The sequence below is a fragment of the Nostoc sp. UIC 10607 genome, from assembly GCF_047228265.1.
Classification (GTDB): domain Bacteria; phylum Cyanobacteriota; class Cyanobacteriia; order Cyanobacteriales; family Nostocaceae; genus Nostoc; species Nostoc foliaceum_A.
This window is the reverse complement of sequence record NZ_JBIQNW010000005.1, coordinates 71,469-98,105: the sequence shown is the minus strand read 5'-3', so window position 1 is coordinate 98,105 and position 26,637 is coordinate 71,469. Positions and strand designations below refer to the sequence as shown.

17 protein-coding genes are annotated in these 26,637 nt (G+C 42.0%); 8 read left to right on the top strand and 9 right to left on the bottom strand.

Annotated elements, in window-relative coordinates; genetic code table 11:
- Positions 1–2: 2 nt before the first annotated feature.
- Entirely contained in the window at positions 3–728 is a 726-nt protein-coding gene (locus ACEYW6_RS06605) for a Stp1/IreP family PP2C-type Ser/Thr phosphatase (RefSeq protein WP_412979094.1), read from the top strand.
- Positions 729–1,357: 629 nt separating this feature from the next.
- Positions 1,358–1,555 (top strand): NblA/ycf18 family protein, encoded by a 198-nt coding sequence (locus ACEYW6_RS06600; protein WP_041565841.1) that lies wholly within the window; start codon positions 1,358–1,360, stop codon positions 1,553–1,555.
- Between the two features lie 461 nt (positions 1,556–2,016).
- Here the strand turns inward: ACEYW6_RS06600 and ACEYW6_RS06595 are convergent, their stop codons facing one another.
- The 4 genes from ACEYW6_RS06595 to ACEYW6_RS06580 form a co-directional block, all read right to left on the bottom strand.
- Positions 2,017–3,570 (bottom strand): serine/threonine-protein kinase, encoded by a 1,554-nt coding sequence (locus tag ACEYW6_RS06595; RefSeq protein WP_412979093.1) that lies wholly within the window; start codon positions 3,568–3,570, stop codon positions 2,017–2,019.
- Positions 3,571–4,518: 948 nt separating this feature from the next.
- On the bottom strand, positions 4,519–5,532 hold the full coding sequence (locus tag ACEYW6_RS06590; RefSeq protein ID WP_412979092.1) for a glycosyltransferase family 2 protein: 1,014 nt from the start codon (positions 5,530–5,532) through the stop codon (positions 4,519–4,521).
- 205 nt (positions 5,533–5,737) lie between these two features.
- Complete coding sequence (locus ACEYW6_RS06585; protein ID WP_412979091.1) at positions 5,738–6,184, bottom strand: hypothetical protein; 447 nt, start codon at positions 6,182–6,184, stop codon at positions 5,738–5,740.
- Between the two features lie 101 nt (positions 6,185–6,285).
- Entirely contained in the window at positions 6,286–7,578 is a 1,293-nt protein-coding gene (locus ACEYW6_RS06580; protein ID WP_412979090.1) for an anhydro-N-acetylmuramic acid kinase, read from the bottom strand.
- Between the two features lie 481 nt (positions 7,579–8,059).
- On the opposite strand from ACEYW6_RS06580, the gene ACEYW6_RS06575 reads away from it, so the two are divergent.
- The 3 genes from ACEYW6_RS06575 to ACEYW6_RS06565 all read left to right on the top strand — a co-directional run bounded on the left by ACEYW6_RS06575 (position 8,060) and on the right by ACEYW6_RS06565 (position 12,277).
- Entirely contained in the window at positions 8,060–8,806 is a 747-nt protein-coding gene (locus tag ACEYW6_RS06575; RefSeq protein ID WP_412979089.1) for a PEP-CTERM sorting domain-containing protein, read from the top strand.
- A 391-nt stretch (positions 8,807–9,197) separates the two neighbouring features.
- Complete coding sequence (locus tag ACEYW6_RS06570) at positions 9,198–10,613, top strand: folate/biopterin family MFS transporter (protein WP_412979088.1); 1,416 nt, start codon at positions 9,198–9,200, stop codon at positions 10,611–10,613.
- A 119-nt stretch (positions 10,614–10,732) separates the two neighbouring features.
- Entirely contained in the window at positions 10,733–12,277 is a 1,545-nt protein-coding gene (locus ACEYW6_RS06565) for a carotenoid oxygenase family protein (protein ID WP_412979087.1), read from the top strand.
- A gap of 4 nt (positions 12,278–12,281) precedes the next feature.
- On the opposite strand, the gene ACEYW6_RS06560 is transcribed toward ACEYW6_RS06565, so the two are convergent.
- The 5 genes from ACEYW6_RS06560 to kdpA form a co-directional block, all read right to left on the bottom strand.
- Positions 12,282–13,460 (bottom strand): universal stress protein, encoded by a 1,179-nt coding sequence (locus ACEYW6_RS06560; protein WP_412979086.1) that lies wholly within the window; start codon positions 13,458–13,460, stop codon positions 12,282–12,284.
- Positions 13,461–13,532: 72 nt separating this feature from the next.
- Positions 13,533–14,135, bottom strand: a complete 603-nt coding sequence (gene kdpC / locus ACEYW6_RS06555; protein WP_190893887.1) for a K(+)-transporting ATPase subunit C — start codon at positions 14,133–14,135, stop codon at positions 13,533–13,535.
- Positions 14,136–14,207: 72 nt separating this feature from the next.
- Entirely contained in the window at positions 14,208–14,387 is a 180-nt protein-coding gene (locus ACEYW6_RS06550) for a hypothetical protein (protein ID WP_412979085.1), read from the bottom strand.
- 116 nt (positions 14,388–14,503) lie between these two features.
- Entirely contained in the window at positions 14,504–16,609 is a 2,106-nt protein-coding gene (gene kdpB / locus ACEYW6_RS06545; protein ID WP_412979084.1) for a potassium-transporting ATPase subunit KdpB, read from the bottom strand.
- A 214-nt stretch (positions 16,610–16,823) separates the two neighbouring features.
- Entirely contained in the window at positions 16,824–18,509 is a 1,686-nt protein-coding gene (gene kdpA, locus ACEYW6_RS06540; protein WP_412979083.1) for a potassium-transporting ATPase subunit KdpA, read from the bottom strand.
- 567 nt (positions 18,510–19,076) lie between these two features.
- Here kdpA and ACEYW6_RS06535 point away from each other — a divergent pair.
- From ACEYW6_RS06535 to ACEYW6_RS06525, 3 genes are all read left to right on the top strand, one after another.
- Positions 19,077–20,153, top strand: coding sequence for a sensor histidine kinase (locus ACEYW6_RS06535; protein WP_412979082.1), 1,077 nt, complete (start codon positions 19,077–19,079; stop codon positions 20,151–20,153).
- Between the two features lie 193 nt (positions 20,154–20,346).
- Positions 20,347–21,021 carry a response regulator gene (locus ACEYW6_RS06530; protein ID WP_412979081.1) on the top strand — a complete coding sequence of 225 codons (675 nt, stop codon included), beginning with the start codon at positions 20,347–20,349 and terminating at the stop codon, positions 21,019–21,021.
- Between the two features lie 678 nt (positions 21,022–21,699).
- Positions 21,700–26,172: a DUF4347 domain-containing protein gene (locus tag ACEYW6_RS06525; protein ID WP_412979080.1), complete on the top strand. Its 4,473-nt coding sequence runs from the start codon at positions 21,700–21,702 to the stop codon at positions 26,170–26,172.
- The last annotated feature ends 465 nt before the right edge of the window (positions 26,173–26,637 follow it).

The following is a 26,637-nucleotide window of genomic DNA, read 5'->3' as shown; positions in this document are numbered from 1 at the left end:
TTATGAAACTTAATTTCACGGGTTTTAGCGATCCGGGACTTATTCGTTCTAATAATCAGGATGCTTACTATATCGACCCAGAGGGGCGGTTTTTCGTTGTTGCCGATGGTATGGGTGGTCATGCGGGAGGTGAGGAAGCAAGTCGCATTGCCACTGGAGAAATTCAGGCATATTTGCTGGCAAATTGGGAATCTTCAAAATCTTCTCAAGAATTGCTAGAGCAAGCTTTGTGGGGTGCGAATGAAGCGATTTTACACGATCAGCAAAATCATCCCGAACGCGCTGACATGGGTACAACGGTTGTAGCGGTAATTTTTCGCTCCCCAGAATCGCCCTGGTGCGCTCATGTTGGCGATTCGCGGCTATATCGCTTCCGAGAGTCACAATTAGAACAGGTAACGGAAGACCACACTTGGGTAGCACGGGCAATCAAAATCGGTGACATCACCTTAGATGAAGCACGATTACATCCTTTTCGTCATGTATTATCGCGCTGTTTGGGGCGTGAAGATTTGCATCAAATTGATGTGCAACCACTAGATGTAAAAGCTGGCGATCGCTTGCTGTTATGTAGTGATGGTCTCACAGAAGAACTTGTCGAACAGAAGATTGCTAGCTGCCTCCAAAACACTCCTTGGCTTGATAAAGCCGCCATCTCTCTAGTTGAGGCTGCTAAGGAGCACGGAGGACACGATAACATCACAGTTGTCATCGTCTCACTCGATTAAAAATTCATTGATCATTGGTGATTGGTCAAATCCGGTAGATATACTCAGCAATTTGTTCAGCGTGAGCATTTTTCCTTTTTACAATTTGATACAAATATTTTTAGCCTCCAAAGTGACCTAAGGAGGCTGAATTTAGCATAAATTAGTAAATTGACATCTTGCACTTAATAAGGTAGAGCGACTATAATTCACGCTTATTACCATTACATTCCCCAACCTCCTCAAAATTCCTATCCCTCCAAAGTTTCCTGCATACTTGGGGATGAAACATCTTAGTTTTTCTGTTTAGGAAAAACTATCGAGAGTTAAGGATAACAACTGAGCTTCTCCTCAAAGGAGGTTCTGCAAATCAGGAAGGAGGCAGGGAGGTAGTTATACCTTATCTGAGGTCAAGGGCAGCCTATTTTCTGGAATATGGCTCAACTGACTTGGGTGGTATATCAGTAGGCTTAGGTGCAAGATGTCAGACCAGAAAAAGTCCACACTTAGGATGTGGGCAATCTGTCAAACACTTGTTATCTTTCTTAATACGGAGGAACAAATGTTGGACAGTTACAAGTCCAATTCTTATCCCATTTGGACTTCTGTGACCCATATCACCTTTACGCGTTGTTTTTTCGGAGTTAATTATGAACCAACCAATGAAACTATCCTTGGAACAGCAATTCAGCATCTGCTCATTTGCTACTCAGGTGCAAAATATGAGCCATGATCAAGCTAAAGACTTTTTGGTAAAGCTCTATGAGCAAATGGTCGTGCGCGAGGCAACTTATCAAGAGCTTCTTAAGCACCAGTGGGGCTTAGATTCCGGTTCCACTATGGCATAGAGTCGTTCTACTGTCGCAGTGGGCGACCTCCTTCTCTTGCTTGGTTCCAAGGAGGAAAAGAGCTGGGGATGTCGGGGCGTCAACTTCGATAACCAATTGTGCAATGGTTGGGCAAAAACTCAATTCAAAAAACCAACAACTAAAATTTTTGACGATACATCTGCTAGAGTCTAGACTTACTTGAATTCTGTAGGACAAATTTACTGTTTACTTTAGCCAGACTTGCTTTTCGTTCGTCTAGTGTGAGAATTAACCTGCGTAAATTTTCAATTTTCCAAAATATGTACATAGGAAGATTGAAAGAGAATTTAGATAGCCATGATTTGGCAACTAGTGTTTTCACTCCTTATACATATAACTAGAACTTACATCTTTATATATATTTTGTTTATAAAAGTTTACATTCTTTGAGCGATCGCCCCTTAGTTACATCTAAAACATGTAATATTAAGAAATTATTCTTAGCTGGAAAGATCGTATGGAGAATCTGTATCAATACTTTCCAGTTTTGCGAGAATTTGAGGCTTAATCTTTTCGTACTCGCTTTTGAGTAAGCTTTTACTAATTTGCGGATCGGCAGAGGATATCAATGTGTTGCTCATTGCGACCCACTCTTGCAGGCGTTGGCGCTGGGCAGAAGCGACGCTGGAAAGTGAGATATGGGTACAGCAATTTGGTGTTTCTCGGGCAAAGAATAAAAGGCGGTAGCAACCTGTGTGCTGTAGTAACCGGGCAATTTCTTGACCAAGACTGGTTTTGAGATCAAGGTAGTAAGGTAACCATTTCGCGCCATGTTTGCGGTTGTAGATGACAGTAATCCATAGCAGCATAGGATGGGGAATAGAGATGAAAAGAAATTGGTTATAGCGGGTACAGAGTAAGCGCTTTTGAATTTCCTCTTGCGGTAGCATTACCCACAGAGCTGGTAAAAGCTCCCCATTACTATTAATGGGTTGGGGAAACACAATATCGGCAACTGGTTTATTTTGGGGCCAGGAAATGGCACGAGCGATTTCATCGTTTGACCAAGATGCCCGCAAATCGGCTTTTGTCTTTTGTTCAAGCTCGGTACTGGCTGTAGTAGCAGGAACTAGGGCATGGCTGTCTTGCTTAATTTTGCGTGGATGCTCAGGCTTTTCTAGAGATGCTAAAACTCTGAGAATTTCAGTGATGCTTTGGGGGCGATCGCGTGCTACTTTAGCTAGACAACTCATCACCAAATTTTCGATTTCTTTGGGTAGTTCTAATCCGGGCGCAACCTCAGCAAAAGAACGTGGTTTTTGATAGTGATGTGTTTTATACCATGCTCCAAAAGAGTGAGTTGGTGCCACCAGTGGCATTTTGCCTGTGAGCATCTCAAACATCATGACACCCAAACTATAAATATCAGCACGGTTGTCTAATTCTTTACCCTCCATCTGTTCGGGAGAAGAATAAGCCAATGTCCCCAAATAGAATTTTGTATGGTCGCCATCTGACTGTAATAACTTAGCAATACCAAAATCTAGAACCTTGACCAATTCTCCGAAACTGGGGTCTTGAATCACCAGCATATTACTTGGCTTGACATCACGATGGATAATTGGGCAAATATTACCCTCAACTGGGATGCCATCATGAGCGCACTGTAACCCCAGGCTGAGTTGACGCGCCATACTCAGGAATCTTGGTAAAGGCAGTCGTTGCTTACGAATAATATTGTTCAGGCTTTGTCCTTGTAGGTATTCCATGACGTAGAACGGGGTGTTATTGTCATCTACGCCATAGTCCATGACTCGGACAATGTGGATGCTTTTTTGCCCTAGTAAAGCACAGGTTTTTGCTTCTCGCTCAAAGCGGTCTTGCAATCGCATCTTTTCATTTTGGATTGATAGAGCGAGAAACTTAACCGCAACAGGTACACCTCCCAACAAAGTATCTTTAGCACGATAAACTCGACCCATTGCTCCAGTACCGATTAACTCCTGGAGTTGGTAGCGTTTGCTGAGTAAGCGACCAATATTGGGGTCTGACATAGAGAATTTGAATCCAAAAGCAGGTTGTAAATGTTTGGGAGATAAGGTGCATTCAAACTGATATCTGAATTATTGCGCCCAGAAATGACTTTCTAGGCTCGTACCGCAAGGCACAAATAGAAGATAAAAGCTAAAAAGCTTAGAGGCTAGGCTTTTTGGCGATTTACAATTGTTGGTATATTTACGCAGTGCTGTACTGGCTTTTTTCAGTCCTCTTTTAGAAGATTGAAACCATTCTCTGGCAGTTTGCAACCGAGACGGTGAAAAGAACTGATGCAACATGTCAGATCAAACAAGCAGAACGGGTAGATTTATAATGACGCTTTGTACCATTTTGCTACTTTCATTGTGGTGTAATTTTAGTTTGCCCAATTTTGACTAAATAGATAACTCTAGGATCTGCCAAAAACCTTAATTAGGTAGCATCACACTCACCACAGAGTTCTAAGAACTGTGTAATGAGTGCGGAGTTTTAAATATCAATAAAGCCTGAGGAGGCGACATGAAGCCGTGCTGGGCAGATTTTTTAAGCTCCAACCCCTTATGCCTCGTAAATAATGCTTTAGCTTATTAGGATTTTTGACTGTTATTTTAACGTGAATTCGACGGCTCATATAGTATCCGCCTAATTAGCCCAATAAAAAGACCTCTAAAAAAGAAGTTTTACTACCCAAAACAGTCCCTCTTCGAGTGGCAGAGGTACAGATTTGAACTTAAGTTCAAGGTAGGGAGAGGTTCGTCAAACTCAGGTTATGTTAGTGAGCAATGACCCATAACTAAAGTTTTGCTTAATTAGTACTTTGCTCCTACCTCCAGCAAAGCTATTCTCTGCGTTTATTTTGTAACTAGGGATAATTAAAAATACTTATTGCCTGACCAGATTTTTAACCTCCAGGCTAATTCTGACTACGTAAGGATGGATTATTTCTTGAGGGAACTGTGATAGTACTAATTGTTACTCTTTCGCTCTCTCTGTATATTATAAGAAATGTCAAAAACTGATTTATTACCCATTACATAATATTGAATTCGACGTTCGATAATATTGGACAATCGGGAAATAAAATCATAAAAGAAGTACGGATTTTTACCCATTTCTGTCAATGCTGTTACCCATTTCCCTTCTTTTAGAGGCTCTACAACTTGAAGGTAAGCTAAATGTTTTTTGTAGACTGAATTATTATAAGACAGAGCACGCATTAAAGCTGGATTTTTTTTCACAACTTCTTGTTGCATGAAAGAACTACTAGCATTCAAGTATTGATTTAGACGTGACAATTGGCTTTTATGTACAAGAGAACCGGGGCGTGAACGGTAGAAATAATAGGGTTTTGGCTCAAGGAAAAAGCGAGCCCCTTTGATTAAGCATTTCATATCAATCCAAAAATCTTGGCCCATCCTGATGGCATCATCGTACTCTATGCCGTGCTTAACCAGAAATTCTCGTTTGAATAGAGGCTTGCTTATACCAAGATGCAAACCTGGTTGTCCATAGACATCAGTTTCTACAAAATAAACGATATCAATTTGGAGAATTTTATCTATATGTTTTTCACTTTCTTGAATCAATGTGCTCCAAGGAGATGTTTCGCCATCCTTTATTAAATAAAGATCGTCCGCAATCATGTCTGCATCTCTTTCATTTGCCAGTGACACAAGCTTTTCTAATCTTTCAGGAGCATACCAATCATCTGAATCAAGCACAGCAATCCATTCTCCTTGGGCTGCTCTTAAGGCACAATTACGCGCAGCAGCAGCCCCAAGGTTTTGTTGATTAACTATTACTTTGAGACGTGGATCAGTAAAACTTTTAGCGACTTCTACAGTTTTATCACTTGAAGCATCATCGACTATGATAACTTCAATATCTGTAAGCGTTTGCTCTAAGACTGACTCTATTGCCTTCGCAATATAAGCTTCAGTATTGTAAGCAGGGATAATGACAGATACTTTAGGATTCATGAAACTGGACTCCAGACTACACGGTTCGGTAAAAATACTAAAAGTCTAACAATAATTTGATAATTTCTTTTTTAGTATACAACTCAGTAGGTAAGTGAGAATAAATAATCACTCATTAAGGTCAAGCATGAGACATTGGACATTAGGAAACCAGTGCGTTGTCAGAGTTGTTTGATCGGCAGAAACACAGCCGGCTGCGCTGTCTTTAGCTTGACTGACGTTCTAGGCTAGCTTCCATTGTGTTAGTTAAAAAATGACCAGCCAAGATGCCACTACTGAGGTAGTATGTATCTTCCGAAATCCGGTGCAGGGTTTCAAAGCCACTACGACGCTGACGATCGCCTATTACCCAGTAACGTTGCACAATAGTATCTAAACCAATCCAGCCTTCACCTTCAACTTGCCCCAAAATATTATGTTGCAGTAAAAAAGTATACTGGCGCTCTCCTTCATGCAGCCGCCCCTTGTATTGCAGAGAGATTTCTGAGCGATCGCTACCTGGGAATATCAGCTTTGTAGCCATAGTGAACCAGTTATTTCGATTCCAAGCTACCAAGGTCATACCCTTGACGCTGATTGGCATACCATTTCGTTCTAGCCAATTTCCTTGCATTGCCCAGCGTCCTGGTTCCAATAAAAAAGTATGAGCCACCTTCTATATTCCCTGTCTTGATCGAGTGCCGCCAAGACTACAGTTATAGCAGTGCCGAGTCGTGAGTGCTGAGTTAGGAGTTAAGAGTTAGGAGTTAAGAGTTAAGAGTTAGGAATTTTTCCCTTACTCTCCCACCCCCTACTCAGTACTGAGTCCTGACCTTGGTGAATTTCTCCCAAAAGCACTTCTTGAGGTGCCCCTGTAGCAGTAGGTAGGTTGCCAGGAATACCCAAATGTCGCCAGTAGGCTAAAACTGCAAAGGCGATCGCTTCTTTAAAATCTGCACTCAAACCGACTTCATCTGTAGTCGAAACTGGTATTGATGCCAACAACAACTGTAATCTTTGTTTCAAATAGAGATTGCGACTACCACCGCCACATAATAGTACCCGCTGTGGCATGTCCGGCAAAAAAGTGCGGTAACTATGAACAATTGAAGCTGCTGTAAGTTCTGTGAGAGTTGCCAGTATGTCGGCAGCATTGAGTTGGTATGCTTGGGCATCTTTTAAACACTGATGTATGTAAGTCACACCAAATAACTCTCGACCTGTAGATTTGGGTGGCGGTAGATGAAAATAGTTTTGGTTAAGCCATTGTTCTACCAATGGATGACAAGGAGTACCACTCGCTGCCCAATTGCCATCTTCATCGTAAGTTTTAGTACCAGCGCTTAAATGCTCTACCGCCAGATCCAATAGACTATTTCCTGGACCAGTATCCCAAGCACGAATTTTTGAGAGCCAGTTGCCATAACGAGGCGGAATATAAGCGACATTACCAATACCACCAATGTTTTGAATACAACGGCCCTCTTGAGGGTGACTGAGCAAATAGGCATCTACTCTCGGCACGAGAGGCGCACCATGACCACCAATAGCGATATCAGCAACGCGGAAGTTGCTCACAGTTGTAATGCCCGTAAGATGGGCAATTAATTCACCGCGCCCTAATTGCAGACTGTAACCTAGTGAGGAGTGGGCAGAGATGCGATTAATCGCGTCTGTACTAGGAAGTGGGGAGTCAGGAGTAGTTTTTTTCCCTATTCCCCTATCCGCAGGTGGTCGATGATAAACCGTCTGACCATGAGAGCCAATGATAGTAGCTGGCTGATGACCAATTTGAATATTTTGGGCTGCTTGGGCAAAGACTTGAGCGATCGCATCATCTATTTCTGCCAATTCTGGCATTGAGATGGCAACGCCTGCACCAATTGCCAATATTTTTTCTCTGAGTCCGGCTGGATAGGGATACGTTGCCCCGGTGAGCAACTCAATTTTGAGATCCAATTCTGTACCGGAAATCTCTACCAACGCAGCGTCTATGCCATCTACGGATGTGCCACTAATTAAACCGATAACGCGAGTAGGGACAGCAGGTTCTTCAGTCAGATGCATTGACAAAGATTCTTTTGTTGATTGCAAGAGGTAGTTTAATTCATGTTACTACCCATGTCAAAAAAACTCAGGTGGCATAGTTGAGTGGAGAAAGATGATGTAGGTAGAGCAAGGGAAGAATCTCAAAACCAATAACAATCACCACGAATCTATTTTTATTTATCAGGCAAGCAGGGTTATCTGTTAACTTTATTAATCCTTAACAAGGACAATATCCAAAGATATAAATTCTTGATATATGGTCAAGCTTTGCAACTTTTTTATCTTCAGATAAAGAACAAATACTTTATCCACTTTTTCGAAAAGTAAAAATACTTATTTAGCATCGAGAAGAGAGCCAAATATTTACCCAATATATGGATTTATCGGCAAACACAAATCCAGTAATTTCATCCTGTTGTTTCTCCTGCAAGCCATTACATAATGAATTCAAGCCGCACAACGAATTTATCAACAAATAAAAATACAGAATCTCAAAATTATGTCTCTTAAAAAAATTGCTTGCATCGCTGCTCTATCTTTATCTGCAATCTCCTCATTTATATATGCAGGTTCTGCCCAGGCTATTTCCTTCCAGGTGACTACAGGGATTGCAGGCCCCAATGGAGAAACGAACCAAGGTGCTTTTTCTGAGTTTACTCAGCTTCCTGGTACGAAAACTGTTGACTTCAATAATGGTCAAGCACCAACCACTGGTTTTGCTAAGTACTCATTTGAAACTGGTCAAAACAGCAGTGTAAGGTCAGATGTATGGGCACCTGCCGGAGCAAACGGTGAGGTCAATGTTGGTAAGTATTTGGCAGTTTTCAATGGTGATAAAGTCACAATTAATCTTGAAAGTTCCCTCAATTATTTTGGTATTGACTGGGGAGCTATCAGTGCCAGTAACATTTTTTCATTCTACAATGGCGATACTCTGATCAAATCATTTACAACTGAGGATGTGAACCCAGTTGCTCCAGTTCATGCATCACAGCATGGTGGTGAAGGAAATGGCTTCCTTCACTTCTACTCAGATAGTAGCAACGATATTTTCAACAAAATTGTCATTACCCAAGCTGGTGGTGGTGGATTTGAAAGCGATAACCATTCTTTCCATCTAGGAACTGACAGATTTACAGGTTTTGACCCTAAAGCTGTTCCTGAGCCTAGTATTACCTTAGGTATGCTGGCTGTAGGTGGTATGTTTCTACGCAAGCGCAAGAACAAGAAGTTGCAAAGTGTCTAGATAAACTCATTAAATATATCAATCCTAGGTCAGTAAGATTTTCCTGATTTTCTCTACACATACTCCCAGGCTGTACAAGGATTTCAGAACTTCCGATGACAATTCAATATTAAAGACAAATTAGGGAGAGCTTACTTAGGTAAGCTCTCCCTAATCTTTTTGCGATTTATGATTGCCCTTCTCCTACAGTCAACACAACGCATAGCAAGCTTTCAAAGTCAGAGTACATCCAAGGCAGCTTAAGCGCAGTCTTGCAAGAAGAAAGAAAAGTTGTTAAAAAAGCCTTAAATAATACTCACAGAAGAAATAAAAGGAAAAAGTTTACATAAAACCCACCTCCTCAGAATCGATATGATAGAAAAGTAGATAAAACTTAAAAAATATTTATCGAATGGTGCTTCAATCATCTGGCTTGTCCAAGGTCAAAGATTCATTAACACAAAAAATCTTTTTGGGTAATGAACCCAATGCAGAGTTAATTGCAATTCTCACTGTTTATTTTGTCCAAGGAATTTTAGGGCTATCGCGTCTAGCCGTTAGCTTTTTCCTCAAAGATGAACTACTGCTGAGTCCAGTCGAGGTATCGGCGCTATTGGGAATTGTTTTCCTACCTTGGATGATCAAGCCGGTGTTTGGTTTTATCTCTGATGGCTTGCCTATATTTGGCTATCGTCGGCGTCCTTACTTGATTTTATCTGGGATATTGGGAACTGCTTCCTGGGTAAGTCTGGCCACAATAGTTCATACTAGCTGGGCAGCTACGTTAGCGATCGCTCTTGGTTCTCTCTCCGTCGCCATGAGTGATGTGATAGTTGACTCGCTAGTTGTGGAACGGGCTAGAGGTGAATCGCAAGCAAAAGCCGGTTCATTACAATCTCTGTGTTGGGGTGCTTCTGCGATCGGAGGTTTAATAACAGCATACTTTAGCGGTCTGTTGCTGCAATACTTTACTACCCGTACTGTTTTTGGAATTACCGCCTTATTTCCTCTCATAGTCTCAGGGGTAGCTTGGTTAATTGCTGAGTCCCCCGTTAGCAAAGATGCTCAAGATATTAATCAGGCCAACTCTTTACCAATCAAACATCAACTGGGGCAGCTACGCCAAGCCATTAGCCAAAAAAGAATTTGGCTGCCAACGGCGTTTATCTTCATCTGGCAAGCTACCCCAAATGCTGACTCAGCCTTTTTCTACTTCGCTACTAACGAACTCCACTTTGAACCAGAATTTTTGGGGCGAGTACACTTGGTGACAAGTTTCGCTTCTCTAGCAGGTGTTTGGATTTTTCAACGTTTCCTCAAAAGCATCCCTTTTCGCGTGATTTTTGCTTGGAGTACCGTCCTTTCGTCAATTTTGGGGATGACGATGCTGTTGTTAGTGACTCACACAAACAGGCTACTGGGTATAGATGACCACTGGTTTAGTTTGGGTGATAGCCTGATTCTCACTGTGATGGGGAAAATTGCCTTTATGCAAGTGATGGTTCTAGCAGCAAGGCTTTGTCCTTCTGGTGTGGAAGCGACATTATTTGCCTTGTTAATGTCGGTGTTTAATTCAGCAGCAACAGTTTCCCATGCATTTGGGGCATTAATCACCTATTGGCTAGGCATCACTGCAACGAACTTTGAGTCACTTTGGCTATTGGTGGTAATTACTAACCTCAGCACGCTGTTACCCCTACCATTTATCAACTGGCTACCTGCTGCTGAAGAACAAACTGATACATCCAAAGATGGGGAACAAGCATTTTTGCCAGATTTGATGTCTGAGTTGGTACTGAGAGAACCAGAGTCGGAAATAGTGGAATAAATCTCATGCTAAGTCGAGGCAGTGCGCTGCCTTGGTAGCGTAGTAAATAGGGTAGTAAAGTTGCAAAAAATATTTTTAGCGGCTACATATTTTCGTCCAAGATAACAAAAACAAAGTATATGCATTTGAAAATTCAAGAAAGCCTAGTTTCAGAAAAATCTTACACTCATGCAGACTGGCAAAAAGGATATCAATCTCTCACCCAAGAGTTTGATTATTGGATTGATGATATAGAAGGACAAATTCCCAGAGAGTTACAAGGTACGCTGTTTAGAAATGGCCCCGGTTTGCTGGATGTGAATGGGCAACCTCTTCATCACCCGTTTGATGGAGATGGGATGATTAGCAGAATTACCTTTACCAATGGTCGTGCCCATTTTCGCAACCGCTTTGTCCGCACAACTGGCTATTTGGCAGAACAAAAGGCGAAAAAAATCCTCTATCGCGGTACTTTTGGTACTCAAAAACGTGGCGGTTGGCTAGCTAATATTTTTGACTTCAAACTGAAAAATATCGCCAATACAAATGTTATCTATTGGGGTGGGAAACTGCTTGCGCTGTGGGAAGCGGCTGAAGCATATCGCCTCGATCCTTATACTCTTGAAACATTTGGAAATGAATATTTTAATGGCGTTTTTTCAGCAGGTGAAGCTTTTGCTGCACATCCCCGCGTGGAAAACAATTGTGACCAAGATGGGGGCGCACCTTGCCTGGTAAATTTCTCAATTAAGCCGGGATTATCTACCACAATTACTATTTTTGAGCTAAACCCAGCGGGTGAAATTATCAGACAGCACGCTCATAAGGTTCCAGGTTTCTGTTTTATTCACGATTTTGTCATTACTCCCAATTACTGCATCTTCTTTCAAAATCCTGTCATCTTCAATCCCATACCTTTTGCCTTGGGAATCCGTGCGGCGGGAGAATGTATAAAATTTCAGCCAAATCAGCCAACTCAAATTCTAATTATTCCCCGCTTCCCCAAAGAAGGGCAAGAAGAGATAAAATTTCTGGAAACTCAGTCTGGTTTCGTCTTTCATCACGTCAATGCTTTTGAGGTAGGAGACGAAGTTTTGATTGACTCCATTTGTTATCAAGATTTACCAGAAGTGGAACCTAAAAGCGATTTTCGACAAGTTGATTTTGAGGCGCTTTCACCTGGGCAACTTTGGCGATTTTATCTGAATCTAAAGGATGGGACAGTCCGGCGGGAATTGATTGAGAGCCGATGTTGTGAATTTCCCAGCATACATCCGGCGAATGTGGGACGCCCTTATCGATATCTATATATAGGTGCGGCTCATGCAGAGACTGGTAATGCTCCCTTACAAGCATTGCTGAAAATTGATTTAGAGTCTGGAGAAAGACAATTTTGGAGTGCTGCACCCCGTGGTTTTGTCGGTGAACCGATTTTTGTCCCGCGCCCAGGTTCGAAAAAGGAAGATGATGGTTGGGTATTAGCTCTGATTTATGATGCTGCTCATCATCGGTCAGATGTGATAATTTTGGATGCCAATGATTTCTCTAAAGGAATGATGTCTGACGACAAGTCGCTTCTCTACGAGAGGCTCCGCCAACGCGCCTACGCGCGGCTACATCTGAAGCATCATATCCCTTATGGTCTGCATGGAAGCTTTACTTCTGAGATTTTTATGGAAATTTGATCTCTTATTTAGCTGAAACCATTTTTTCGCTGGCAATGATATGCAAATCAATATTTTTGAGCAAGCGCACTAATTTTTGCGTCAAAGATCCTTTGAGGAGCATTTGCCAGCGTGATCGCTGACTCTCTCCAATTACAATTTGGGTGATCCGATATTTCTCGGCGACTTCAGCGATCGCATTGGCGATGTTACTGTTGGTAACACGAATAAAAGTACCTTCAAATTCCTTACAGAGTTTCTCACAAGTGTGGATGTGTAAGCTTTCCTCTTTGGTGAGGAAGCGTTCTGGATCGGCAACGAACAAGGTATAAAGTGGGGCGTTCATATAGTTAGCTAGCCTCGCACCCCGACGTAAAAGTTGCACTGAGTTGGGATAAGTGGATACACACACTAAAACCCGCTCGTGAATATTACAAAATTGGCCGTTGGGGGTAGTAGCGTTCGCAAAGCGTGCGCGAAGCGCAATCGCATTTTCTTCCACGTTGTCTGCTACTTCTCGCAAAGCCAATTCCCGTAAAGCAATCAGGTTACGGCGTTGGAAAAAATTATCGAGGGATTGTTGGATTTTTTGCGGTGCGTAAATCTTGCCTTCTAATAACCGTTCTTGCAAGGTTTCCGGTGTAACATCTACCACCACTATTTCATCTGCTTCATCCATAACCCTGTCAGGAACTCGCTCACGGACTACTACCCCAGTAATTCTGGCTACTAGATCATTGAGACTTTCCAAATGTTGCACATTCATTGTGGAGTAGACATCAATACCTGCTACCAAAACTACTTCTACATCTTCGTAGCGTTTTTCGCGTGGGGAACCAGGGACATTAGTATGGGCAAGTTCATCGATTAAAACTAATTGGGGCGATCGCTTTAAAATAGCATCTGTATCCATATCCGTTAGCATCAACTCACCCCGATGATATTGTTTGCGGGGTATGATCTCCAGTCCCTCTGCCTTTTCAGCTGTCTCCTTGCGTCCGTGGGTTTCCAAAAGCCCAACGACGACATCAATTCCTTCCTGTTTAAGCGCGTGTCCCTCTTCCAGCATCCTGTAGGTTTTGCCTACCCCAGGAGCCATGCCAATAAATATCTTATGCTTCCCCCGCCGTCGTGCCGGATAAAGTGAGTAACTTGCAGAATTTAAAGAAGTGCCAACCGAACCAGCATTACTATTATCTGACATTTCATTCTTTTTACCTGTATAGCAATTCTATTTCATGGAAAAACGGCTCTTTAGCAATGCCCAATGCCAAGTTTATTGATTTTGCTGACGATTAATATCTTGCAAGTCAAGAGCATAATTCAATCGCAGAACATTCACTCCCGGCTCGCCAAAAATCCATAAAAATCTGCCATCAGTATATTTATTAATTAAACGTAGGATCTCATCTTCTTTGACTCCACGCGCACCAGCAACTCGCGCCAATTGCTGCCGTGCCGCTTTGAAGGAAATATGCGGGTCTAACCCTGAAGCTGAAGTATAAATTATATCGGCGATTGGTTGAAGATTTTCGTCTCGCAACTGATTTGCCTGTTCTAGAATTCGCGTCAGTAGTTCTGGATTGCTTGCAGCGAGATTGCTGGCTCCAGATATGCCAGTTGGCTTGGCTTTTTTGCCTTGGCTATATCTAACAGTACTGGGACGAGGATGGAAATATCCCTCAGATGTGAACACCTGACCAATCAAAGCCGAACCAATTGGTTCATTATTTAGATTCAGCATAATGCTGCCATTAGCTTGATAGGGCAAAAACACTTGACCTACTACAAGGATTATTAGAGGATAAATGATTGCAGTCAACAACCAAAGCATTAGAGTTATGAAAATTGCTCTGATGGTTTCTCGAATAATAGTCATAAAAAGTTTTCCAATTGCTATTCAAATTTAATTTTTAAGTTTTAATTTTAATTATTTTACCCAAGTAGAACATCATTCAAAGATGCTGTCAGCAACAGCATAAACAACTGGGGTAATTATCACATTCAAGCACAGCAGGATAAAAATAGCGAGTGTTAGGTGTTGTTTACGCCATTGTGGCCAAATAAAGGATATCGACTGCATCAAATTTATCGGCAGAAACTTTTCCCAAATATTAACCTGTTTATTCATATTCTTCTTGTTCCCTTTCTGAACAGGTAAAAGTAAAAATAACAAAGCTAAAAATGTTTATTATTTTACTTTTATCAAGATGCGCTCGTTTGGCAGTGTCTCTATTTTTGCTGTCCTTAAGCCAAGCCCACAACTGTAATCAGTATATCTATCAACTTAATAGCGATAAACGGCGCAATTACCCCACCTAAGCCAAAAATTAAAATATTGCGTTGGAGTAACTGATTAGCTGTCAGCGGTCTAAACCGCACACCCTTCAATGCCAAGGGAATCAAAGCGGGAATAATCAAAGCATTATAAATCAGCGCTGATAAGACAGCAGAATTAGGGCTAGTCAAATTCATAATATTCAAGCTTTGCAGGTTAGCAGCGACAAATATCACTGGGATAATTGCAAAGTATTTAGCAATATCATTAGCAATTGAAAATGTCATCAATGCCCCACGAGTAATCAGCAGTTGTTTGCCAATGCTAATAATATCGATCAGCTTTGTAGGATCGGAGTCTAAATCGACCATGTTGGCAGCTTCTTTTGCAGCTTGCGTTCCTGTATTCATCGCAACGCCGACGTTAGCTTGGGCCAATGCTGGAGCATCGTTAGTTCCATCTCCCGTCATGGCGACTAGTTTGCCTGCTGCTTGTTCCTTTTTAATAACGCTGATTTTGTCTTCTGGTGTGGCTTCGGCAATGAAGTCATCCACCCCAGCTTCTTTGGCAATGACAGAAGCTGTAATCCGGTTATCTCCAGTTAGCATGATGGTACGCACTCCCATTCGTCGCAGTTGCTCAAAGCGATCGCGGATACCAGGTTTAACTATATCTTTGAGATAAACAATCCCATAGATTTCGTTATCTAGACTGACTGCTAGGGGTGTACCTCCCAGGCGAGAAACTCGTTCGTAGGCAGCATCCAATTCTGGCATATCGCGTCCGTTACGGGAACGGACAAATCCTTTAATGGCTTCTACTGCTCCCTTCCTGGCCTCATACCCACCAGGCAAGTTAGTACCACTCATGCATGTTTTTGCAGAAAAATCAATTCCTTCTGCCTGACTGGAGTCAAAATCAAACCGTGCGCCTAAATTTTCTGCCAGTCGGACAATGGATTTACCTTCTGGTGTATTGTCAAAGACACTAGCCGCCCACGCAACATTAGCAATTTCTGACATTGAATGACCGTTGATGGGAATAAACTCTTCCGCCAAACGGTTGCCAAGGGTAATTGTACCTGTCTTGTCGAGAACTAAAGTGTTGACATCACCACAGGCTTCGACTGCTCGTCCTGAAGTGGCAATGACATTAAATTGGGCAACTCTATCCATACCAGCAATGCCGATGGTACTTAGTAAGCCGCCAATGGTGGTAGGAATTAATGCTACTAATAGGGCAATTAAAATTGGCACGCTGACCGGACGGTTGACATAATAGGCAAGTGCGGGCAAGGTTACCACAACTAACAAAAACACTAGGCTTAGAACTGCCAGCAATACTGTCAGGGCAATTTCACTGGGTGTTTTGCTACGTTCTGCCCCTTCCAGCAAGGCAATCATCCGGTCAATAAAACCTTTGCCTGGGTCAGTAGTGATGCGGATAATTAATTCATCTGAGATAATCCGCGTCCCACCAGTCACAGAACTAGAAACGTCGGAGCCTGATTCTTTTAATACTGGTGCCGATTCTCCAGTAATTGCCGATTCATCTACTGAGGCGATACCCATGATTACTTCGCCATCGGCAGGAATAATATCGCCAGCAACGACGTAGATAGTATCACCCTGTTTAAGGGTGGTGGATGAAACTTCATTAATTGTGCCGTCAGCAGCAAGTTTTTTAGCGATCGCCTCTGATTTCGTTAATCGCAAGGCATCGGCTTGAGCTTTACCTCGCCCTTCTGCCACTGCTTCGGCAAAATTGGCAAACCAAACTGTAAAGAATAAAATCCCCGACAGCAAGCCGTTGAAAAGTTGTGGGTTCTTTTGAAGGGCTGGGCCAAATAGGTTGGGATCAATTGTTAGCAATAGGGTGATGATTGTCCCCACCCAAACCACAAACATTACTGGATTTTTGATTGCATACTTAGGGTTGAGCTTGACAAAAGCATCTCTTATTGCCCTTAAGTACAGCCACTTATTACTTGTCCTGGCCTTTTTACGTGCTTGGCGGCGATCGCCAGGACGAGAATTTGGCCGTCTAGCTTTGAAGTTAGTTGCCACTTGATTCATGAATAAAGTTAGGAGTTAGGAGTTAGAAGTTAGAAGTTAGAAGTTAGGAGTTATTAGGAACTTCCAATAAAAAAATATCCAACCTGTAAGGTGGGTTAATAAGGCATTTTCATCAGACGGTGCGTTACGCGATCGCTAATACACCCTACGAAACCAGATAATTTATTTATTTTTTGGTATTCTCTTAATTCCAGACTTATAACTCATAAATTTTCTAACTGCCAGATGCTAGTTTCAAACCCTCAGCTATGGGGCCTAAAGCTAGAACGGGAAAGAAAGTCAATACTCCCAAAACCAGTGTCACTCCAGCAGTGATCCCAATAAATACTAGAGAATCAGTTCTCAGCGTAGCAGGGGTTTCAGGGACTGGTTGTTTGCGAGACATCCCGTCAGCTAAGAGCAGGATGGCAATTATCGGAATGTAGCGTCCTCCGATTAAGCTAACTATTGTACTCAAGTTCCACCACAGGGTGTTATCTCTCAACCCCTCTAAGCCGGAGCCATTATTTGCTGCTGCTGAGGCGTATTCATAAACTACTTGGGAAATACCGTGATAGCCAGAGTTGCTAATTCCAGATAGGGAGATGGGATAAGCCAAGGCGATCGCACTGGGAATCAAAACTAGAATTGGGTGAATCAGCAGCACCACGCTGGCGAGGACGATTTCCCGCTTCTCAATTTTGCGTCCTAAAAACTCTGGGGTGCGTCCTGCCATTAGTCCAGTTAGGAACACTGTGAGAATTAAGTAAATAAATAAGTAAGCTGTTCCAGTTCCTTGACCGCCCCAGATAACCTGGATAAATAAGTTGAAGAGAGTCGAAAATATTCCTTGCGGCATCAAAGAATCGTGCATCCCATTCACCGCACCAGACATAGTAGCGGTAGTCATAACTGCCCAAAACGCAGTTTGTGCCCAGCCAAATCGAAGTTCTTTACCCTCTAAATTGGGCTGTTCTAATCCAAAGGCGTTATTAACTAGGGGATTACCTTGTAGTTCTCCTACGGCTGTCACTCCCACCAGAACTACAAAAATCACAAACACCATCCAAAAAAGTAGCCAAGCTTGTTTGATGTTGTTAACAAATATACCGTAAGTGTAAATCAAGGCTGCTGGTATAGAAATCATGGCGATCATTTCTATCAAATTAGAAGCGCCATTAGGATTTTCAAAGGGGTGAGCTGAGTTTACGCCAAAATAACCACCGCCGTTTTCGCCCAAAAGTTTGATCATTTCAAATGATGCCACTGGGCCTCTGGCAAGATATTGAGTCCCGCCTTCTAAGGTTCTTACATCCAGAGTGTTAGCTAATGTTTGTGGTACACCTGCTACAAGCAAGGCGATCGCTCCAATAATAGAAATCGGCAGCAATATTCGCGTAATTCCACGGACAAGATCGACGTAAAAGTTTCCCAGCTTTCTACCCGACAACCCACGAATAAAGGCAATTCCCACAGCTAAACCGGTGGCCGCGGAGGTGAACATCAAAAAGCCTAAAGCCGCTACCTGACTAAAATAACTAAAGGTTGTCTCACCAGCATAGTGTTGCTGGTCGGTATTCGTCACAAATGAAATGGTTGTGTGCAGTAATACATCCCAACTGGGCGCACCGAAGCCATTAGGATTCCAGGGTAAGACTCTCTGAAAATATAGCAGTAAATACACTGAAACACCCATGATGAGATTGCTGTAAAGTACAGCCCGGATATACTGCGAACCCGTCATATCATCCTTCCTCCGAACACCCGCTAGTACGTACATACTTCGCTCTATGGGGTTCATTAAAAAATCAAGCAGTGTTCTTTCTCCCAAGAAGACACGTGCTATATATCTACCGAGTAGTGGAGTAATTGCTATGACAATACATAGCGTTAAGCCAATTTGCAAAAAACCTTGTCCCATATATTTCGCGATCAATTAAATTTAAGTGCTAGCCAGCAAATTCTGAGAAATAACAGATTATAACTGTTGGTATATATGATTCAGAGCTATTTGGCGATATCTCATATCACCACAATTCTTTAATCTGGATTTACTATTTTTAGTTATTACTATTTTTCAGATACTTGTTAAAGTATCTGTTAAGAATCTTTAAATTTTACGTTTATTTCTCTATCTCGCTAGTTAGTATTACTTGTTTATACAATACATTCTCGAAGTTCGCTACTTTCAAAGAATATAAATATTCAAGAGGATTTTATTAAAGGGATTAGGCATCAGGGATTGGGAAGATTGTGGTAAATACCCCGCCCCTTATGGGCAACTACGCAGTCTCTAATCCTCAATCCCCAGGTCTCAGTCCCCTTTCTTGCATCTGGACAATCATAATTTTCGGTTTAGTTCTCAAGTTGAGATTTGCAGATATAGTTTGCAGATAAATCATAATCGCTGAATTAAATAGTTGTAAAGATTGTATGATAACGATTTTTTAATAAATCAAAAATGACAATGTTAAGTTGATTATTGACTATGAAAGAAGCTATAAATAAGCATGGAAAGACATATGGGCTAATAGCGATCGCCTTTGCTCTCGTCATAAGCTTAGAATATTTGACACCACCTGAGTACGTATTTGGCTACCTCTACACAGGAATGATTTTTTTAGCAGATTCTCGATTGAATCGGCGAGCAGTGTTGGGGATCACTCTTGTAGCTACAGGATTAACATTGTTGAATTTGTTTGTCCCGGGAGGAGAAATAATTGATCCCCCAACGTTGGCAAATAGATTGATTGCAGTGTTGGCTTTGATGGTAACGGGTTGGTTAAGTGACCGCAACCACCGCAATGAAGAAGCGATCGCTTATACTCAAGCACAATTACGCTCCCAAGAACAACTAGCTACCATGCGTGAAGATTTTGTTTCTACCCTGACTCATGACTTGAAAACTCCCTTATTAGGAGCAATTGAAACGCTGAAATATTTTCAAAATGAACAATTTGGTGGAATCACGCCAATGCAAGCAAAAGTTTTACAAACAATGGCTCGTAGTCATCGGAGTACACTGCAATTAGTTCAAACTCTTTTAGATGTGTACCGCAATGATGCTGAAGGGCTGAAACTACAGATATCACCAATTAACTTGGTAACTGTGGCAGAGGAGATTATAGCTACCCTGACTGAACTAGCAAGAACACGTCAGGTTTATATTTCTCTGCACTACGGCGAATCAGATTTTCGTAGCTTTCTCTGGGTAAATGGCGATTCTTTGCAACTTGGACGAGTCTTTACTAATCTCCTAAGTAATGGCATTAACCATACCCCTCGTGGCGGTAAGGTAGAAGTAGTACTTGAAGGTTATTCTAGCGATCAAGTAGTAAAAATACTCGATACTGGTTCCGGCTTTACCGAAGAAGAGTTACCCCACTTATTTGAGAGGTTTTATCAGGGACATAGCGATCGCCACGTCTCAGGATCTGGACTTGGACTTTATTTGACCAGGCAAATTATTGCTGCTCATGGAGGTACAATTTGGGCAGAGAATCGCTCACCACGGGGCGCACTGTTTGGTTTCCGACTCCCAGCTTGTCCACCACCGGGGAGATGAGAGGGAAAGCATGGCAATACTTGTCGGTTAAGGGGAAAAGGGGAAGGGGAAAGGGGAAAGAACAAACCTTTAACCTTTTCCCCAAACCCAATGCCGAGTTAAAAATGTAAAACCCGAGCAGTATTGGGAAGCATGGGAGATAAGGAGGATAAGGGAGACAAGGATAATACCCATAACCAATGCCCCATGAAAAATGACAAAAATCTTACTTGTTGAAGATGATGAATTATTTCGGCTTGGTCTGCGGATGCGGTTGCAACAAGAAACTACTTTGGAGATTGTCGCAGAAGCAGAAGACGGGGAACAAGCTGTAGAATTAGCAAATCGCTATCCCCTAGATTTGGTTCTGTTGGATATAGGTTTACCGGGAATTGGCGGGATTGAAGCTTGTCGCCAAATCAAGCAGAAGCACCCAAATTTACCAATTCTCGTTTTAACGTCTCGTTCTGAAAAACCCATAATTTCGCGGTTAATAGCCGCTGGGGCGCAAGGTTACTGCCTCAAAGGTATTCCTGCTGAGTCTCTGATATTGGCAGTACGATCGGTTGCTGCGGGGGCTTCCTGGTGGGATCAAACGGCAACAACAGAAATTAGAGCCGCTTTTGAAGGTAATTCTACGGCAGTGCAGCCAGCAAAAACTAAGGAAAACTTAGAAAATCCCCTAACGAAGCGGGAGCAAGAAATTTTGGCACTAGTAGCAGCTGGCAAAAGCAATCAAGAAATTGCTGAGATTCTCTACATTGCCCCTGGTACAGTGCGGGTTCATGTCCATGCGATTTTGCAGAAACTAGAAGTACGCGATCGCACTCAAGCCGCAGTTTTAGCTATCCAAAAAGGAATGGTAGCGCCAGAATTATTGATTCATTAGATTCATTCACATTGGGCTATGCGCCAAGGCTGATTTAAGTGTAAATACAGTGGTATTTTACTTAAAAGAGTATAAATTTCTTTTCATAAATAAAAGCGATCGCTAAAATATAGCTTAGTTTTTCTAGGCTGTATTTAGTTATAAACGATTAAAAATATTGCGGTTTTACCCCAATAAATAATAGGTTTTCTTGCCTATCAAATTTGAGGATGGAAGCGAATGTCTAGCCATTCGCTTCCTATTTAGTGCTGTGTAATCGTGCTGTGTAATCAAAGCTATCAATGTAAACCTTTTGAACTAAAAAGTATCTTATTCAATCCAGAGTTTTATCAAATCTGGACTAGAAACGATTATTTTCAATCCTGATCAAAAATACCATTTTTAGCACATCTTAGTTATTTCAGTAATAATACTGAAGCAATTATATTTTTTTAACATAAATTTTTACCGGGTTATGATATTCCGACTTTTTTGTTTTACCTCAATAAAAAGAGGTTAAATCAACATTTTATTTACCTATAGGAAGCGTATATCTAAGCATTTGCTTCCTGTTTAGTGTTGCGTGACTAGAGTCATCATTTTCGAGTTGCCAAGTTTTATAGACTAACAACAATTATTGTGCAACTACGAGAACACAAAACTTCTAAAAACCCCAGGAACCTTACAAAGGAACTACAAATGCCAAATCAAAATATTATTTTTATTGATCGAGCAGTTATCGACTATGAAAGCTTGATTGCTGGGGTAAAACCAGATACTAGTATAGTAATCCTTGACTCGAATAAAGACGGGGTAGAACAAATCACTGAAGCTTTGCAGGGCAGGGAGTACGAATCAGTTCAAATTATCTCCCACGGCAGTAGCGGAACTTTGCAACTAGGGGAAACCCAACTCAATGCTAACAATTTGGATTACTACAGCAATCAGTTACAACAGTGGAAAAATTATTTAACTGATGATGCCGATATTCTGCTTTATGGTTGCAATGTGGCATCTTTTGATCAAACTTTTGTGCAACAGTTGAGCCAAATCACAGGTGCAGATGTGGCTGCTTCTGATGACATCACTGGTAGTGCCGAATTGGGGGGTGACTGGGATTTAGAAGTGAAGGTTGGAGAAATTGAGTCAGATTTAGCCTTAACACCAGAGACAACGAAGGCTTACCGCTCAATTTTACCCTTATCATTCGGAACTCCCAGCAACTTTGGCGTTGGAGGCAGTCCCTTTTCAGTGACAGTGGGGGATTTCAACAAAGATGGTAACCTTGACTTAGCCGTCGCTAACTTTGACTCCAGCAGCGTTTCAGTGCTGTTAGGCAATGGCAGTGGTGGTTTTGGGGCTGCCAGCAGCTTTGGCGTGGGAAACAGTCCCCTTTCTGTGACAGTGGGGGATTTCAACAAAGATGGTAACCTTGACTTAGCTGCGGCTAACTTTGACTCCAACAACGTTTCACTCCTGTTGGGCAATGGCAGTGGTGGTTTTGGGACTGCCAGCGACTTCAATGTGGGAAGCAATCCTTATTCCGTGACAGTGGAGGACTTCAACAAAGACGGCAAATCTGACTTAGTAGTAGCTAACTTTGGCTCTAACAACGTTTCAGTGCTATTAGGCAATGGCAGTGGTAGTTTTGACACTGCTCTGGCATTCAACGCGGCAAGCAGTCCCATTTCCGTGGCAGTGGGGGACTTCAACAAAGATGGTAACCTTGACTTAGCTGTGGCTAACTTTGACTCCAACAACGTTTCAGTGCTGTTGGGCAATGGGGCTGGTAGCTTTGGGGCTGCCAACAATTTGAGCGTGGGAAACAATCCCTATTCTGTGGTAGTGGGGGACTTCAACAAAGACGGTAACCTTGACTTAGCCACAGCTAATTTTGGCTCCAATAAGGTTTCAGTGCTGTTGGGCAACGGGGCTGGTGGCTTTGGTGCTACCACCAATTTTGTCGTGGGAGACAGTCCCGTTTCGCTGATAGTGGGTGACTTCGACAAAGACGGCAACTCTGATTTAGCTGTGAGTAACTATTACTCCAACAGCGTTTCAGTGCTGTTGGGCAATGGCAGTGGTGGTTTTCCTACTGGCAGTAATTTGGGAGTGGGAAGCAATCCTTATTCTGTAGCAGCGGGGGACTTTGACAAAGACAACGACTTGGACTTAGTAGCGGCTAATTCAAGCTCCAATAACGTTTCAGTGCTGCTCAATAGTACTTTTAGTGGGGGCTATGTACCCCCAAGAGTTAACTTTGGTGCTGCTACTTACAATACTACCGAAGGTAGTACTGCTACTGAGGTAACTATTGCCGTTACTTTAGACGCCACTCCCAACACTAATGTCACAGTTCCTATCGTTATCAAGAACAGCAGCACTGCTAGCAGTGGCAACGATTACACTTTTTCCCCCACTAGCCTTATTTTTAGTGCTGGAGCGACAGGCTCAGATTTAACCAAACTGGTGACTTTCACCATTCAACCAGACAATTTACCTGAGAATGCCGAAACGGTTGTACTCAACTTCGGGACACTGACGGGGGCTGTTGCAGGGATAATCACTGAAAGTACTCTGAATATTGCTGCTAACGATGCGATTCAATACGCAATTTCTACTACTACCCCAACATTAACTGAAGGTAATAGCGGCACTCAATCTGTTACCTTTACCGTCACCCGCAGTGGTGGTATTGGTGTGGCGAGTACAGTGGATTATGCCTTGAGTGGTACAGCAGTTTTGAACAGTGACTATAACAATATTCAAGTTACAAATGGAGGAACTGCTTCATCGGGGACTTTAAACTTTGGAGTTGGGGAAACAACAAAGACGATTACAGTCGATGTTTTGGGTGACAATACAATTGAACTTGATGAAAATATTCTTGTTACTCTCAGTAACTCCAATCTCACAATTGCACCGGCAAGTTCCACAATTACTACCAATTCAGCTCAAGTAAACATCATTAATGATGATTTCTCTAAGCCGATACTCATCAACGAAATTCTGTTTGACCCCCCAAGCACAGACACCCCGAAAGAATATATCGAACTGCGTGGTACTCCTGGTGCAACTCTAGCAGCTGGAACTTATTTAGTTGGCATTGAGGGCGATTCTGGCTCCCCCAATCCTGGCAATGTTCAAAATATTTTTGATTTGTCTGGTAAACAGTTTGGCAGCAATGGGTTGCTAGTTCTGTTACAAAAAGGTAGTACTTATACAGCTAACCCTGGTGCAAATGTAATAACTAACACTGGAAGTGGAGCCGGATGGGGGAACGGAGCCTCAAGTTCAATCGGTCACACCGGTTCAACAACCGATATAGAAAGTGGGTCTGTTAGCTTTTTCCTGATTCAAACTGCCACTGCACCCACCCTAAGCAATGATATTGACTCAAATAACGATGGTATTGCTGATGGTACTACTTACTCAAATTGGACTGTGCTGGATTCCGTTTCCGTTTTAGATGGGGGAACCACAGACAAAGCATACGGCTCGATTGTATTTAAAAAAGGTTCTGGCGGTTCAGTTCCAACGAATGCCACAGTTGTTAACACCTCATTTACAGCAGGATATGTAGGCCGTTCAGGTGATACCACAGGTTCAACAGCCTCGGATTGGGTAGCAAGTCTAATCACTGGCACAGCACCGAATTTTACATTAGGTACTGTTACTAACACATCACCTGTAAGCTTTGCTGGTCAACCATTAAATCACATAGGAAATACTAATTTTGCTCCGAGTGTCAATTATGCCATTTCAAATGCTACCCCAACTGTGACTGAAGGTAATAGTGGTACGCAAACTGTCACTTTCACCGTGACTCGCAGTGGCGATACTGGCGTTGCAACTAGCGTAAATTATGCTTTTGATGGCACAGCAACTTTTAGCAGTGATTACAACAGTATTAAAGTTGCAGGTGTCACAGGTAGTTCATCTGGGATTTTAAAATTCGCTGCTGGGGAAACAACAAAGGCTATCACATTAAACGTTCTAGGTGAAAATGTCACTGAAGCTGACGAAATCATTAATCTTAACCTGACTTACCCCAACCAAACAGTTGCGATCGCACCAGGGACAGTTACCATAATTAATGATGACAATCCACCTACTATCTCCATTGCAGATAAAAGTGGCAGCGAAGACAGTGGCAATCTTGTTTTTATCGTTAAACTCTCTAATGCCAGCAGTGAGATAATCACAGTCGATTACAACACTAGTAATGATACTGCGATCGCTGGCGTTGATTACACCCCACTCACAGGAACTCTGACTTTCAACCCTGGAGTTACCTCTCAAACAATCACGATACCGATTCTCAATGATTTCATTGACGAATCAACTGAGCAGTTTTTTGTTAATCTTACCAACCCCACCAATGCCAGTATTAACGATAACCAAGCTCTTGGTAAGATTACTAACGACGATACAGCAGGTTTCAGCATCTCTGCCACCAAGGGACTCATAACTACTGAAGCTGGTGGCACTGATAGCTTCAATATCCAACTCACTAGCCAACCCACTGCTGATGTCACCTTCAATTTGAGTAGTTCCAAGGTAAGTGAAGGTACTGTCTTAGTTTCTAGCGTTACATTTACCGCAGCTAACTGGAATACGCCCCAAATCATCACTGTTACAGGTATTGATGATGGTGTTGCAGATGACAACATTGCTTACCAAATCATTACTAGCGCAGCAGTTAGTGGTGATGCCAATTATAACAATCTCAACCCCAGCGATATTGATGTCGTTAACATTAAAAGTGGCAACCAAGTTAATAGCATTATCACTGGTACTTCCAAAGCTGATAACCCATTACAGGGAACTAGCTCAGACGATCTGATTTTTGGGTTTGCTGGTAATGATGTAATTGTTGGCGGGCTAGGAAACGATCGCATTTATGGTGGTATTGGTACTGATAATCTCACAGGTGGTGCAGGTAATGATATCTTTGTGCTTGCCCAAGGCGAAGGTAGAGATACTATCAAAGACTTCAACATTAGTGAAGATTTGATTGCTTTATCAGGTGGTTTACTCTACTCAGGCTTGTCTATTACTCAGAGTGGCAATGATACCTTGATTAAGATTACCTCTGGTAACGAAAGTCTTGCTTTGTTAACTGGAATTACGGCATCAACTTTAAACACTAGCAATTTCATTACTTACTAGTACAGCCAGACGCCAATACAGCAACTTTAGCCGATTGAGCTAAATCAATCGGCTTTATCAAATTTTTATATTAATAAAATTACATAATTAGCTTTTAAAATTTTTAACTGTAGGAATTTGACTGCTAAAAAGTTTATCCTACAAGACGTTGACTAATTTAGATATGGAAATTAAAAGTATTCTAGTTTCTCACTAAACTCTCAAATTTAAATTTGAGGTTATTTGAGCGATCGCAGTAATAATACAGTAGAAAATATAGTATTTTTAGCGTAATTTTGTACTTACTTATCATATTACTTTTTGACCTCAAAACAAACGTTATAACTACCAATTAAATTAAGGTACGAAAGCGGATATTTAGCGATGTGTAACTAATCTCTGCTCTCTACTCCGTATTTTCAAGGTGGGTCTAATTAATCAGAGTGCAACTGTCAGAAAAGAAAACTTCTAAAACGCAAATTAATT